Source organism: Mucilaginibacter sabulilitoris, from assembly GCF_034262375.1.
Lineage (GTDB): Bacteria > Bacteroidota > Bacteroidia > Sphingobacteriales > Sphingobacteriaceae > Mucilaginibacter > Mucilaginibacter sabulilitoris.
Genome location: NZ_CP139558.1, coordinates 1 through 13,984 on the forward strand (window position 1 = coordinate 1; position 13,984 = coordinate 13,984).

Annotated in this window: 10 protein-coding genes; 4 read left to right on the plus strand and 6 right to left on the minus strand. The window is 41.8% G+C overall.

Translation table 11 applies throughout. The features are described 5' to 3' along the window. Positions 1-1,425, plus strand: coding sequence for a chromosomal replication initiator protein DnaA (gene dnaA / locus SNE25_RS00005; protein ID WP_290327702.1), 1,425 nt, complete (start codon positions 1-3; stop codon positions 1,423-1,425). A gap of 400 nt (positions 1,426-1,825) precedes the next feature. Here the strand turns inward: dnaA and SNE25_RS00010 are convergent, their stop codons facing one another. The 3 genes from SNE25_RS00010 to recJ all read right to left on the minus strand — a co-directional run bounded on the left by SNE25_RS00010 (position 1,826) and on the right by recJ (position 6,026). Further along, the gene (locus tag SNE25_RS00010) at positions 1,826-3,346 is read right to left on the minus strand and encodes a GH3 auxin-responsive promoter family protein (RefSeq protein WP_321563035.1); all 1,521 of its coding nucleotides are present in this window, start codon (positions 3,344-3,346) and stop codon (positions 1,826-1,828) included. A gap of 129 nt (positions 3,347-3,475) precedes the next feature. Then, positions 3,476-4,216, minus strand: coding sequence for an LPS export ABC transporter ATP-binding protein (gene lptB, locus SNE25_RS00015; protein WP_321563036.1), 741 nt, complete (start codon positions 4,214-4,216; stop codon positions 3,476-3,478). Positions 4,217-4,328: 112 nt separating this feature from the next. Next, a complete protein-coding gene (gene recJ / locus SNE25_RS00020; RefSeq protein WP_321563037.1) occupies positions 4,329-6,026 on the minus strand; it encodes a single-stranded-DNA-specific exonuclease RecJ in 1,698 nt (565 codons plus the stop codon). 129 nt (positions 6,027-6,155) lie between these two features. Here recJ and SNE25_RS00025 point away from each other — a divergent pair, with 129 nt between their 5' ends. Next, the gene (locus SNE25_RS00025) at positions 6,156-6,923 is read left to right on the plus strand and encodes an MBL fold metallo-hydrolase (protein WP_321563038.1); all 768 of its coding nucleotides are present in this window, start codon (positions 6,156-6,158) and stop codon (positions 6,921-6,923) included. Here SNE25_RS00025 and SNE25_RS00030 read toward each other — a convergent pair. From SNE25_RS00030 to SNE25_RS00040, 3 genes are all read right to left on the minus strand, one after another. After that, complete coding sequence (locus SNE25_RS00030) at positions 6,920-7,318, minus strand: response regulator (protein ID WP_321563039.1); 399 nt, start codon at positions 7,316-7,318, stop codon at positions 6,920-6,922. The two genes, SNE25_RS00025 and SNE25_RS00030, sit on opposite strands and share 4 nt — an antisense overlap. Before the next feature lie 537 nt (positions 7,319-7,855). Next, on the minus strand, positions 7,856-10,747 hold the full coding sequence (gene gcvP / locus SNE25_RS00035) for an aminomethyl-transferring glycine dehydrogenase (protein ID WP_321563040.1): 2,892 nt from the start codon (positions 10,745-10,747) through the stop codon (positions 7,856-7,858). Between the two features lie 138 nt (positions 10,748-10,885). Then, positions 10,886-11,602, minus strand: a complete 717-nt coding sequence (locus SNE25_RS00040; protein ID WP_321563041.1) for a pyridoxine 5'-phosphate synthase — start codon at positions 11,600-11,602, stop codon at positions 10,886-10,888. A gap of 233 nt (positions 11,603-11,835) precedes the next feature. On the opposite strand from SNE25_RS00040, the gene SNE25_RS00045 reads away from it, so the two are divergent. Both SNE25_RS00045 and SNE25_RS00050 read left to right on the plus strand, forming a co-directional pair. Continuing rightward, positions 11,836-12,834 (plus strand): polysaccharide deacetylase family protein, encoded by a 999-nt coding sequence (locus SNE25_RS00045; RefSeq protein ID WP_321563042.1) that lies wholly within the window; start codon positions 11,836-11,838, stop codon positions 12,832-12,834. Between the two features lie 443 nt (positions 12,835-13,277). Then, positions 13,278-13,616 carry a hypothetical protein gene (locus SNE25_RS00050; RefSeq protein ID WP_321563043.1) on the plus strand — a complete coding sequence of 113 codons (339 nt, stop codon included), beginning with the start codon at positions 13,278-13,280 and terminating at the stop codon, positions 13,614-13,616. Positions 13,617-13,984: the final 368 nt, after the last annotated feature.

The window sequence follows — 13,984 nt, forward strand, 5'->3', positions numbered from 1 at the left end:
ATGGAAAAAACTTGTACTAACGTTTGGAATAGCTGCCTCCAGATCATAAAAGATAACATACCAGCACAAAGCTTTAAAACTTGGTTCGAGCCAATAAAAGCTTTACGCATGGAAGGAAGCGTCCTGACGATACAAGTACCAAGTTTATTTTTTTACGAATGGCTTGAAGAACACTATGTAGGTTTACTGCGCAAAACAATAAAAAAACAATTAGGCGACGAAGGACGTTTAGAGTACAATATTGTTGTTGAGCAATCATCAAGTAAACCATACACAACGAATATGCCTTCGAACGGAAATGGTGCCGAGTCAAAAAATCAATCAATGCCGATACCCATCTCAATTAATAAGGACATAAAAAACCCTTTTGTGATACCCGGCTTGAAAAAGTTAAATGTAGATCCGCAGCTGAACAGGAACTATACCTTTGAAAACTTTGTTGAGGGTGATTGTAACCGTTTGGCCCGCTCTGCCGGTTATGCTGTAGCTGCAAAACCCGGAGGCACCTCTTTTAACCCCTTAATGATATATGGCGGTGTTGGTTTAGGCAAGACCCACCTGGCCCAGGCCATTGGCAACGAGATAAAACGTTCATTGCCCGATAAACTGGTACTTTATGTATCGTGCGAGAAGTTTACCCAACAATTTGTTGATGCGCTTAAGCATAATAACATCAATGACTTTGTGAACTTTTACCAGGCTATTGATGTACTGATCATGGACGATGTACACAACTTTGCTGGTAAAGAAAAAACACAGGATTTCTTTTTCCATATTTTTAATCATTTACACCAGAGCGGCAAGCAACTGATCATCACATCAGATAAAGCGCCGAAAGATCTCGCTGGTTTAGAAGAACGTTTGTTATCCCGGTTTAAATGGGGGCTCTCCGCTGATCTGCAGATCCCGGACCTGGAAACTCGTATGGCCATCCTGAAAAACAAAATTTACCAGGACGGTATCGAACTTTCAAATGATGTAATTGAGTATGTAGCGCATAACATTGATAACAATGTACGTGAGCTTGAAGGTGCCATGGTATCCCTGCTGGCACAATCAACCCTTAACCGTAAGGAGATTGACCTGAACCTGGCTAAGCAAATGCTTAAAAACTTTGTAAAAAATTCATCTAAAGAAATTTCGATGGAATACATACAGAGCCTGGTTTGCGAGTATTTTGAAGTGCCTATTGAAATGGTAAAATCGCAAACACGCAAACGCGAAATTGTACAGGCCCGTCAAATTTCTATGTACCTGGCCAAAGCACATACCAAAAGTTCATTAAAATCTATCGGTCACTTTTTTGGGGGCCGTGATCACTCCACCGTAATTTACGCGTGCCAAACCGTTGAGGACCTTATTGATACCGATAAGAAATTTAAAGGTTATGTTGCCGACATTCAGAAGAAGCTCAAAATGTCTTAACAGACCTATTATCATATTACTATGGGCCCTGCATATGTTTTATGCAGGGCTTTTTGTAAAAAAACATGACAGTCGGATAATAATGCGCCTACATAAGTTGTAAAACACATTATGCTCCGTAGGAGCTACCTGTTTGTAGAAAACGGAAGCTATTTTCTTTTGCTCCGTAGGTGCAACCTAAAATATAAAGGGTAATTGATCATGTTGGAAACAGTTTGCACCTACGGAGCAAACTTTGATTCGGCTAATTTTCTATAAACAGGCGGCTCCTATGGAGTGAACCGATAAATAACTCATAGAGTTGAACTATTACTTTCCCGCCCGATTTTTGTAATGTGTTATTAAAAAATCATCTGCATACTTAATATATGGCCTAGGAAACTTAAATATCTTGTACCTATTATCCTACCGGTTCCATCATTTTTAAAATGGCATCTACATACTCCCGGTTGTTGGCTAAGCGGGGTACTTTATGCTGACCGCCCAGTTTACCTTTCTCTTTCATCCAGTTAAAGAAAGTACCTTCTGGGGCACGGCGCACAATGGGGCGGCGCAGGGCCAGGTCTTTAAACCGCTTGGCATCGTAATCGGAGTTTATACGGCGCAAGGTTTCGTCAAGCAGGTCGACAAAGCGTTCAAACTCGGCAGGTTTCTTTTCAAACTCAATAATCCACTCATGTGCACCACACTGGTCGCCGTTAAAGTAAACAGGCGCCGCAGTATATTCCCTGATAATAGCTCCGGTTTGATGACAGGCTTCTTCCAGCGCACGTTCGGCATTATCAATAATTACTTCTTCGCCAAAGGCATTAATGTAGTGTTTGGTACGCCCGGTAACCTGTATGCGGAAAGGCGACAGGGATGAAAAGCGAATGGTATCGCCTATCATGTACCGCCAAAGGCCGGCGTTGGTAGTGATGATGAGCGCGTAATTTTTATCCAGTTCCACTTCATCAAGTGTAAGCGTAACCGGGTTTTCGTCATGCAGGTGTTCGATAGGTAAAAACTCATAAAATATACCATAATCGAGCATCAGCAGCATATCACCCGGCTCTTTGGTATCCTGAATGCCAAAGAAGCCCTCAGATGCATTATAATTCTCCAGATAATACATATCATCACTCGGAATAAGGCCTTTAAACTGCTCACGGTATGGCGTAAAGTTAACCGCTCCATGAAAATACATCTCCAGGTTGGGCCATATCTCCAACAGGTTCTTTTTACCGGTTATTTCCAATATACGTTTAAACAGTACCAGGTTCCAGGTGGGTACTCCGCTAATACTGGTTACGTTCACATCTTTAGTGGCATGAGCTATCTTTTCAATCTTTTCCTCAAAATTATCGAGCAAGGCTATATCCAGATCGGGGGTGCGGTGAAACTCGGCCCACATTGGCAGGTTCTTCATAATCACTGCCGAAAGATCACCAAAGGAAGTTTCCGCACTCAACTGACTAATTTGATGACTGCCGCCGAGTGTTAGTATTTTACCAGTGAACATCCGGGCGTTGGGCCTATTGTTAAAATAAATGGTAAGCAGATCCTTCCCACCTTTAAAATGGCATTCCTCCAGTGCCTCTTCGCTAACTGGTATAAATTTACTCCTGTCATTAGTAGTACCTGATGATTTGGCAAACCAGCGTATCTCAGATGGCCATAAAACATTCTTTTCGCCCATGAGCATGCGCTCTATGTAGGGCTTCAGCGTGTCGTAGTTTTGAATTGGAACCCGTTCCTTAAACTGATTAAGGTTTTCAATGCTTTTATACTGATATTTTCTGCCCCATTCGGTGCTTTCAGCACCTGATATTAACTGCTCAAACCACTCCTCCTGTACTTCATTAGGGTATTTCATAAAAAGCTCTATCTGGTGAATACGCTTTTTCATGAACCAGGTAAATACCGAATTAAAGATTGTCATATCAGAGAGTCAAGAAATTAGAATCAAGAGTCAAGATATGAAAAATCCGGTTAATCCTAAAAGCTCTGTCAGCAAGTTTCATAACAGGGCATTGCTAACTCTTGATTCTTAACTCTATCCTCTTGATTGTTACTGCGGAAATACTTTTCTTTTCAAAACAAAGTTTGATCCCAGGTATACTTTACGTACCATTTCATTTTCAGCCAATACTTCAGGCACGCCGGATTCCAGTATCTTACCTTCAAAAAGCAGGTAAGCACGATCAGTAATAGATAAGGTTTCCTGTACGTTGTGATCTGTAATCAGGATGCCTATGTTACGATGTCTTAGTTTGGCCACCATAGCCTGTATTTCTTCCACCGCTATGGGGTCAACCCCTGCAAAAGGCTCATCCAGTAAAATAAAGTTTGGCTCTGCCGCCAGTGCCCGTGCAATTTCGGTTCGGCGGCGCTCGCCACCCGATAGCAGGTCGCCACGGTTTTTGCGCACTTTATGCAAACTAAACTCATCTATCAGCTCTTCCAACTTTTCGCGTTGTCTTTCCTTGGGCATTTTACCCATTTCCAGTACGGCTTTAATATTATCCTCTACAGAAAGCTTCCGGAACACTGATGCTTCCTGCGCCAGGTAGCCAATGCCTTTCTGCGCACGGCGATACATCGGGTCGCCGGTAATATCGTTATTGTCCAAGAAAATAGTACCTTCATTAGGTTTTATAAGGCCTACTATCATATAAAATGAGGTGGTTTTACCTGCACCATTTGGCCCCAGCAAACCTACTATCTCACCCTGCGATACCTCAAACGACACATCGTTAACAACCGTTCGCTGTTTATATTTTTTTACTAAATGTTCTGCTCTTAAAATCATGTTATAAATTCAAAAGTCAAAATTCAAAAGTCAAAAAACACATTTTCAACTTAAATTTTGCCCTTATATCTGATCAAAAGCCATTCAATTTTTGACTTTTGAATTTTTTTTCTTAAATCCTTATTCCTTTTATATTCAATTGTATAGTTCGTCTTTCGCGCCACACATTTTCTTCAATGCTGTAGCAAATGTCAAACGGGACGCCGCTTTTTAACTGGGGTAAGTATTCGCCGTGGTTAAAGGCAATACAATCAAAAGCTGCTGAACCTTCCTGCATAAGGTTCATTTTGATATGTGCCGCACCCACCAGGCCTACGTTACCGCTAACATACACATTTTTACTTATGAAAACTGGCGACATATTTTCCGGCCCAAATGGTGCAAACTGGTTCAATATCCTGAAAAACTTGGGCTCTATCTGGCTTAAACGTAATTCGGCGTCTATTTGTATTTGCTGTATCAATTGTTCGGGTGAAATAGTAGCGCTTACCACCTCCTCAAAACGAGCTTTAAAGGCTTCTACATTTTCGGGTTCCATGGTTAGGCCCGCCGCATATTTGTGTCCGCCAAATTGTATCAATAGATCTTTGCACTCGCACAGGGCTTCGTACAGGTCATATCCCAATACTGAACGGGCCGAACCGGCTACGTGCCCGTTTGAACGCGTAAGCACAATGGTTGGCCGGTAATATTTTTCGGTAAGGCGCGATGCAACTATACCAATAACCCCCTTATGCCAGTTTTCGTTAAAAACCACAGTCGATTTCCGGTTTATCAACACCTCATCATTATCTATCATATTCAACGCCTCACCGGTAATATCCAGATCATGCCCTTTTCGCTCGGCATTCCGGGTGTTGATCATGAGGCCTTTCTCTTTGGCAATATCTTCATCACAGGCAATCAGCAGTTCAACCGCATGCTTGGCATCATCTATGCGACCGGCAGCATTAATACGCGGCCCCAGTAAAAAAACCACGTCGGAGATGGTAAAGCTACCTGTACGCCCAGCTACTTGCATTAATGTTTTTACACCGATGCAAGGGTCGGTATTAATTTTTTGCAGGCCGAAATGCGCCAGTACTCGGTTTTCGCCTGTAATGTGTACAATATCACAGGATATACTGATAGCCACCAGGTCAAGAAAGCGGGCAACCTCTTCAAAAGGGATATCGTGTTTTTCGGCATAAGCCTGTATCAGCTTAAACCCAATACCGCAGCCTGAAAGCTCTTTGTACGGATATTCACAATCGTTTCGTTTGGGGTCAAGTACCGCTACCGCGGCCGGTAGTTCGGCACCGGGGAGGTGGTGGTCACAAATGATGAAATCAACGCCGCGACTATTAGCATATTCAATTTTATCAACCGATTTAATGCCGCAATCGAGTGCAATAATCAGTGTAAAGCCATTATCCGCAGCATAATCAATTCCCTGTGTAGATATGCCATAACCTTCCTTATAGCGGTCGGGTATGTAATACTCCAGTTTTGGATACCAGCCTTTAAAAAATCCATATACCGTTGCAACAGCGGTAGTACCATCTACATCATAATCACCATATACCAATATTTTTTCGCCAGCGGCTATGGCATCTTCTATACGCATAATGGCCTTTTCCATATCCTTCATCAAAAAAGGATCATGCAGGTGCCGTTGGTCGGGCCTGAAAAAGTAACGAGCCTCTTCAAAAGTACCTATACCCCTGTGAACCAGCAAAGTACTTAAAACAGGATCAATATTAAGCTCGACGGCTAATTTTTTGACCACATCCTGATCAGCATTATCCCTTACCGTCCAACGTTTATTCATACATTTGCAGCTTAAAAACAGTAAAGATAATTTTTTAGTATCAAGTAGTTGGTATCAAGTATCAAGATTTTGGCGCTTTTACTAACAATGCAACTGTCTTGATACTTGATACCAACTACTTGATACATTATGGAAATTTTCGCGTTAGGTGAGGGCTCTTATTCGGTTGATGCAACCAAAAAATTTATTCCTTTTAACCCGGAAGTTGATAATCCCAAAGATCGTCCGGCCTCATTATTTATCCACGTTAACCCTTTCCTGATCAAAACCAGTCAAGACCTGATTGTGCTTGATACCGGGCTCGGATTTAAAGATACCCGCGATGAATTACTGATACACCAAAACATACGCAATGCGGGTTTTGATCCCGAAGATGTAAGCCTTGTACTGATGTCGCATCTGCATTATGACCATTCGGGTGGTCTGGTGGTTGAACGTAACGGCAAATTAGAGCCCAGCTTTCCGCAAGCCAGGCACGTGATACAACGCAAGGAATGGGAAACCGGACTGGCAGGAAAAACTTCTTCATATCACAAAGAAATATTTGGGGCACTAAGTGGAGCCAACATTACTTTTGTTGAAGGCAGTGGCGAATTACAGCCGGGCATCAAATATGAACATTCGGGCGGACATTGCCCTTATCATCAGGTTTTTTGGATAGATATAGAAGGCAGAAAAGTACTTTTTGGTGGAGATGAATTGCCTGAGCCAGAACAGCTGATTAGAAAGTTTATTGCAAAATATGATATGGACGGGCGCAAAGCAATGCAATTGCGCGAGGAGTATGGGAAAAAGGCAGTAGAGGAAGGGTGGACCTGCCTATTTTATCACGCCAAATCATTTGCTATTGGTAATGTATTACAAGATGACGGACATTTTAAAGTTGTACCTGCTTAACTTGCGTTTTGAACTTCAAAAAGCTCTTTTATTTTTTCGACATTAAGGGGTTTTGATATAAAATCCTTTACCAGGGGGTATGATTTAGCTTTATTTATATCGTTACTGAACACCGATGATGAAATAATATATATTTTACTTTTACCCAGAGGATCTATATTCAGTCGTTTATATTCATCAAGAAATTCCCACCCATTCATAATAGGCATATTAATATCCAGCAAAATATAGTCGGGCATTTTATTGGGGTCTTTCCGCTGTATATCTGCTAATTGGTCAATAGCAAATTTACCATTCAAACACGCCATGATCTCCGTATTTAATAAGGCTTTCTTTATTAATTTAATCGAAATGAAATTGTTGATTTCATCATCATCAATTAATAATACACTCACGGGCTTTGGATTAATTGTCATAACGCATTTTCAATAGATGTACTTAGTTTATTATATAGATGTACTTTATACGCTGCACGAAATTAAAAAGTTATATTCCTATAAGTTGTATAACCAAGTATTGTTTCAATTGCGTGGATTAATAACTTAAAAGCAAGGCATTTATTTTATTCGCCCCCCTGTTTTTTTAAGAAACCGCAATCAAAGTGTATTGAAATCACATATAATTCACAAACACAAATTGCAAATAAAAATCAAAACACACACATAACAATTAAATAATAAGGCTTTATAATTATTACCTAATTTTTAATAAAGCTTCAAAATAAACTATAGTGTATTTTAATATTACAATTTCACGTCGCGAATTTATGATAAATCACTGAATAAAATGATTGCTTAATAATCAAATGACTAAAAAGAAGAAGTACAAAAAGTCAAAATAGTTGAAATAATAAAATGTGCAGATAATTTATAACTATCTGCACATTTATTAACGCATTAAAGCATTTTTTGTCTGAAATTTACTCTTTTATTTTATTCTACTATGCTCTCTTCAAAAGCATAATCTTCAAGTGGCGGGCATGAGCAAATCAATGTTCTGTCGCCATAGGTATCATTAACACGTCCTACTGATGGCCAGAATTTATAGGCAGCCACATAAGGAAGCGGGAATGCCGCCTTTTGACGGGTATATGAATGCTCCCACTCATTACCGGTAATTACAGCAACAGTATGTGGCGCGTTTTTTAATGGGTTATCTGTTTTGTCAGACACTCCATCGGCTATATCGGCAATTTCATGACGGATAGCGATCATGGCATCGCAAAAACGGTCAAGCTCATGTTTTGGTTCAGATTCGGTTGGCTCTACCATAACGGTACCGGCAACCGGGAAAGATACGGTTGGCGCATGGAAGCCATAATCCATCAAACGTTTCGCAATATCAGTAACTTCAATACCAAATGGTTTAAACGAGCGGCAATCCAATATCATTTCGTGCGCGCAACGGCCGTTAGCACCCGTGTATAATACCGGGTAATGATCCTGCAGACGGGCCTTAATATAGTTGGCATTCAATATTGCATAACGGGTAGCGTTGGTTAAACCATCGGCGCCCATCATAGCTATATAAGCATGTGAAATAATCAGGATAGAGGCCGAGCCCCATGGTGCTGCTGATACCGCATGGATAGATTTACCCTGGTCAATGTCAACCACGGCGTGGCCTGGTAAGTAAGGCACAAGATGTTTGGCTACGCCGATAGGCCCCATACCCGGACCACCGCCACCATGCGGAATACAGAAGGTTTTGTGCAGGTTAAGGTGGCAAACATCGGCGCCAATATTGGCCGGACTGGTTAAACCTACCTGGGCGTTCATATTGGCGCCATCCATGTAAACCTGGCCACCATTCTGATGTATAATATCACATATCTCAATGATCGACTCTTCAAATACCCCATGGGTAGATGGATAGGTGACCATCAGGCAAGAAAGTTCGCCTTTATACTGTTCTGCCTTGGCTTTCATATCAGCCACATCAATGTTGCCGTTATCGTCGCATTTTACAACCACTATTTTCATACCGGCCATAGCTGCCGATGCAGGGTTGGTACCATGTGCAGATGATGGAATCAAAGCAATATTACGGTGGTTGTCGCCCCTGTCTAAATGATAAGCACGGATCACCATCAGACCAGCGTATTCACCCTGGGCACCGGCATTCGGCTGTAAGCTCATCGCAGCAAAGCCAGTAATTTCACTCAGCCAGTTATTGATCTCGTCAAAAAGCTGCATGTAGCCACCCACCTGGTCGGCAGGGGCAAAGGGATGAATTTTGCTAAACTCCGCCCAAGTAACGGGCACCATTTCGGTGGTCGCGTTCAGTTTCATGGTACATGAACCTAAGGCGATCATGGAGTGACAAAGCGAAAGATCTTTAGTTTCGAGCGATTTGATATAACGCAGCATTTCATGCTCTGAATGATGTGAATTGAACAGGCTGTGTGTTAAATAAGCAGATGTACGTTGTAATTCGGCCGGGATAACAGTTTTTAAGTCTGTCTTTAACTCATCAACATTTACATCGTTAATAGTTTTGCCTTTCACCTTGGCAAAAAACCTCACTATGTTTTTGATATCTTCTGCCGATGTAGTTTCATCAACAGAAATGGTAACAACAGAACCTTCGTAGTTGAAATTCATCTCGTTGTTCAAAGCCTCTGAATGAATAGGACCCGCTAAATGGCCAACATCAAATTTCAGGGTATCAAAAAACGATTCGTTCAATTGTTCATAACCTAACTCATTTAATGAGTTGGCTAATAAAACAGCTAAACCATGTATCCTTTCGGCAATTAATTTAATGCCTTGCGGTCCGTGGTATACGGCATACATCCCGGCCATAATAGCCAGCAATGCCTGAGCAGTACAAATATTGGAGGTTGCTTTATCCCTGCGGATATGTTGTTCGCGGGTTTGCAGCGCCATACGCAGGGCGTAGTTACCGGCGCTATCAATGGTAACACCAATAATACGGCCGGGGATAGAACGTTTATATTCTTCCTTAGTAGCAAAAAACGCTGCGTGCGGCCCGCCGAAGCCCATCGGTACACCAAAGCGCTGGGTAGAGCCAACCACAATATCGGCCCCCCACTCACCGGGAGGGGTTAACAGCACCAGGCTCATAATGTCAGCAACAACGGTTAGTTTAATACCTTTTTCATGTGCTTTGGCAGCATAATCAGTGTAGTTATATACAGCGCCATTACCGGCAGGATATTGAACTATGGCACCAAACATTTTGTCGGTTAGCTCAACGGTGCGGTGGTTGCCTATCTGCAGTTCAATACCATAAGGTTCTGAACGGGTTTTTAATATATCAATAGTCTGCGGAAACAACTCTTCCGAAACAAAGAAAACATTAGCATTTTGATTTTTGCGTAGGCTGTATTGCATAAACATGGCCTCGGCGGCGGCAGTACCCTCGTCAAGCAATGATGCATTAGCTATTTCCATCCCAGTAAGGTCAATCACCATGGTTTGGAAATTCAGTAAAGCCTGTAAACGCCCCTGTGCAATTTCAGCCTGATATGGCGTATACTGTGTATACCATCCGGGATTTTCCAGGATATTACGCTGTATAACGCCCGGCACAATCACATCATAATACCCTTTGCCGATGAATGATTTGAATACCTTGTTTTTTGAAGCAGTTTGCTTTAAAGTGTTTAGATAATCGAATTCGCTTTTTGCGGCAGGAAGATTGAGTGGTTGTTTTAACCTGATCTTGTCAGGAACGGTTTGCGCTATCATTTCATCAAGCGAATTTACACCGATAGTTTTTAACATTTTTGCCGTATCGGCCTCATTTGGAGCAATATGTCTCGACTGAAACTTCTCCTGGTAGTCTGCGTTCAACATCATGAATCAAGTGTCCCTCTAAATTTAGCGCAAAGGTACTATTTTACTAATTGAGTAACAATTACCTAATATGATATTGACAAAGTGTTTACAAGCTTTTTTAGATAAACGAGCAAAGACAAAAAGATAACAGACAGTTAACTATATCAGCTGCCTTAAATATTGCTGTATGGTGTTTTCGAGCCCGTAATACAACGCGTCGCTGATGAGTGCATGGCCTATACTTACCTCCTGTAAACCAGGCACATTTTCGGCAAAGTATTTCAGGTTATGCAAGTCGAGGTCATGGCCGGCATTAATACCTAAGCCTAAGCTTTGGGCAACCTTTGCGGCTTCAATATAGGGGGCAATAGCAAGCTCTTTACCCTGGTGAAAGTGGGTGGCATAACCTTCGGTGTAGAGTTCAATACGGTCGGTACCTGTTTTGGCGGCGCCTTCAACCATTTGCACAACAGGATCAACAAATATAGAAACCCGTATGCCCGCGTTTTTAAACACGGCTATCATATCTTTTAAATAGTGATAGTTGGTAATAGTATCCCAGCCATGGTTCGAGGTGATCTGTCCAAGCACATCGGGTACCAGGGTAACCTGTTCGGGTTTGTTGGCCAATACCAAGTCAATAAACTTTTGTTCCTGGCAATTGCCTTCAATATTAAACTCGGTGGTAACTATCTTTTTCAGCTCAAATACATCATTGTAGCGGATATGTCTTTCATCGGGACGGGGGTGTACGGTAATACCCTGTGCGCCAAAACGTTCGCAATCTTTGGCAACTTGTATCAGATCGGGGTTATTGCCGCCGCGCGAGTTGCGCAGGGTAGCTATTTTGTTTATATTGACAGATAAATGGGTCATGCTTCAAAGTTAATATTTCATCTATATATGCCTAACTAAAAACGCGGCGATAAGTTTAATTTTTATCGAATTCAGGAGTGTTCGTTTTTTTGAAGTGCGAACACCCATGAACAGTCGCGAACACCTGCGAACGCAACCGAACAGGTGCGAACACGACAAATAATTACACCTCTTTCCTAAATTCCGTGTGTCGTTTACATTAAAACTTATATTTAACTGGAATTTTAACAAAAATGAACAGCAGGCTTCTTAAATATATACTCACCTTATTCCTTTTAACCGGCCTACATCAATTGGCCTGCGCGCAAGCCAATTACCGTAAAATAGAAAATTACAAACCCTACTTTGGCTGGGCTCACCACTTTCCGCAAGACTGGATGATACTGCGCCAGTTTGAAAACGAGGGAAAAAGCTATTACCTGCTCGTGAACCCGCAAACGCTGCAAACCAAAACTGATGAGTGCGATTTTTACGAGGTAAAAGCCATGAATATTGCCCAGGCGCGCGATTTTTTTAAAAACACGCCCTATCAAAAAGCATTGCGCAAAGCCGAAAAGCAATCGGTAGCGCTGCAAGATGCCGGTATTGAGAGTGGCATCCCTAAAGAAACAGGCATCAGCCTCACTGCCGATCTGTGCCCATCGCACAGGCCTTTGGATAAACGCATATTCACCGATATATTTACCGAATTTCAGAAAGTGGAGCGCCCCGTGCCTGTAGCCCTCTCGGTTACCGGCGTTTGGATGCGCCAACACCCGCAGGATCTCGAGTGGCTTAAACAGATGCAGGCCAAACACGAGATCTATATCACCTGGATCAACCATTCCTTTAATCACCGCGTGAGTTTGAAAGCCCCGCTGAAGAAGAATTTTTTGCTGGAACCCGGCACCGACATGAACTACGAAATACTGGAAACCGAAAAGGCCATGCTCAAAAATGGCTTGCTGCCTTCGGTATTTTTCAGGTTCCCGGGACTGGTGTCTGACCAGCAATTGATTTATAAACTAACCGACTATGGCCTTATTCCCGTAGGTACCGATGCCTGGCTGGCCAAAGGACAGCAACCGCAGGCGGGTAGTATTGTACTGATTCACGGCAATGGTAACGAACCAACAGGCGTAAACGATTTTATAAAACTGCTGCAATCAGAAGCTGGGGCAATAGCCAAAAAACAATGGTTATTGTATGATCTGCGCGAAAGTGTAGAGGAGGAGTTTGAAGGAAGTAATTGATAAATTGACCGTTTTAGCTATCAATACGGATAACCATTGTTTTAACCCTCAGCAGTTCACCGCTTTGATAAATGTATGGGCATTTGATTCGGCGGTTCGTCAAAAGCTCCCAGGAAACATTTGTGCACGATGCCTTACTAAATTTATCAAAATACACGATGTTTAACAACCAATGCCATTGTTTTTTTTTAAAATAGCTGCAAATGTTAAAACATCCGCAAGTTCACGGAATATTAGCCGGCATATCTTGATCGTAAACCGCAATCGATGCTTTTTTCTGTAAAGTTTGAGTTTTAAAGTGTGCTGAAATTCACAAAATACCCATTATGATTTACAATTTACTATAAAAAATTGACTGCTAATTAATTAAAAGTCATATTTATATAGCTATTCATCGAAGGGGATAAGCGAAAGCTGATTCCCCTTTACAATCCCGCCAGTCTATGACAGAATATGTGAGCCAACTTGCTGAATTAAAAACCCGGTTAGATAATTTAACCGAATACTCTTATTCAAACGGTAATACGTTACAATCTTTATTGCAGCGGTATGATAGTATAGTTGTACATCTGTACTGCATCAATAATGAAAAGTTTCAATGCTCTGTTGAAACTATCGGGGTGTTGGAATACTATATGGGACAAATTTGTTCGCCGAAAATTTCGGGCGTAAAAAAGAAAAGTATTTACCATACAGCCAAGTATATCCTAAAAACCTCTATCAATTTAGACTTAACCAATTATTACCAACACGTTTTATTGGATAAGATAATTTATAATTAGGGTATTACCACTAAATATCAGCTTGGGGAACGTGCGCAGAAACCTCCGTCAAAGGGTTGCGCGCAGAGGCCTGCCCACTATGCTTCGACGATGCTCAGCATGACACTCTTTTTTCTCATTAAATATTAAAATTCCCCTCATCCTGAATTTATTTCAGGACCTCTCAGGACAGTTACGCTTGTTGTAAAACCTTGCTTATATACCGAAACAAGTTCAGCATGACATTTCTCTCTAAGAAATGAGCGTACAGAGATGGCCTGTCATCCAGACCTTCGTCAAAGGGTCGTGCGCAGAGGCCTGCCCACCATGCTTCGACAAAGCTCAGCATGACAGCCCATTAGTTATATCGATACCTACAACAAAAAAGG

Excerpts from the sequence above, each read along its gene's own strand:
- dnaA (WP_290327702.1), top strand. The coding sequence starts at position 1 with ATGGAAAAAACTTGTACTAACGTTTGGAATAGCTGCCTCCAGATCATA.
- SNE25_RS00010 (WP_321563035.1), bottom strand. The coding sequence starts at position 3,346 with ATGACAATCTTTAATTCGGTATTTACCTGGTTCATGAAAAAGCGTATT.
- lptB (WP_321563036.1), bottom strand. The coding sequence starts at position 4,216 with ATGATTTTAAGAGCAGAACATTTAGTAAAAAAATATAAACAGCGAACG.
- recJ (WP_321563037.1), bottom strand. The coding sequence starts at position 6,026 with ATGAATAAACGTTGGACGGTAAGGGATAATGCTGATCAGGATGTGGTC.
- SNE25_RS00025 (WP_321563038.1), top strand. The coding sequence starts at position 6,156 with ATGGAAATTTTCGCGTTAGGTGAGGGCTCTTATTCGGTTGATGCAACC.
- gcvP (WP_321563040.1), bottom strand. The coding sequence starts at position 10,747 with ATGATGTTGAACGCAGACTACCAGGAGAAGTTTCAGTCGAGACATATT.
- SNE25_RS00040 (WP_321563041.1), bottom strand. The coding sequence starts at position 11,602 with ATGACCCATTTATCTGTCAATATAAACAAAATAGCTACCCTGCGCAAC.
- SNE25_RS00045 (WP_321563042.1), top strand. The coding sequence starts at position 11,836 with ATGAACAGCAGGCTTCTTAAATATATACTCACCTTATTCCTTTTAACC.
- SNE25_RS00050 (WP_321563043.1), top strand. The coding sequence starts at position 13,278 with ATGACAGAATATGTGAGCCAACTTGCTGAATTAAAAACCCGGTTAGAT.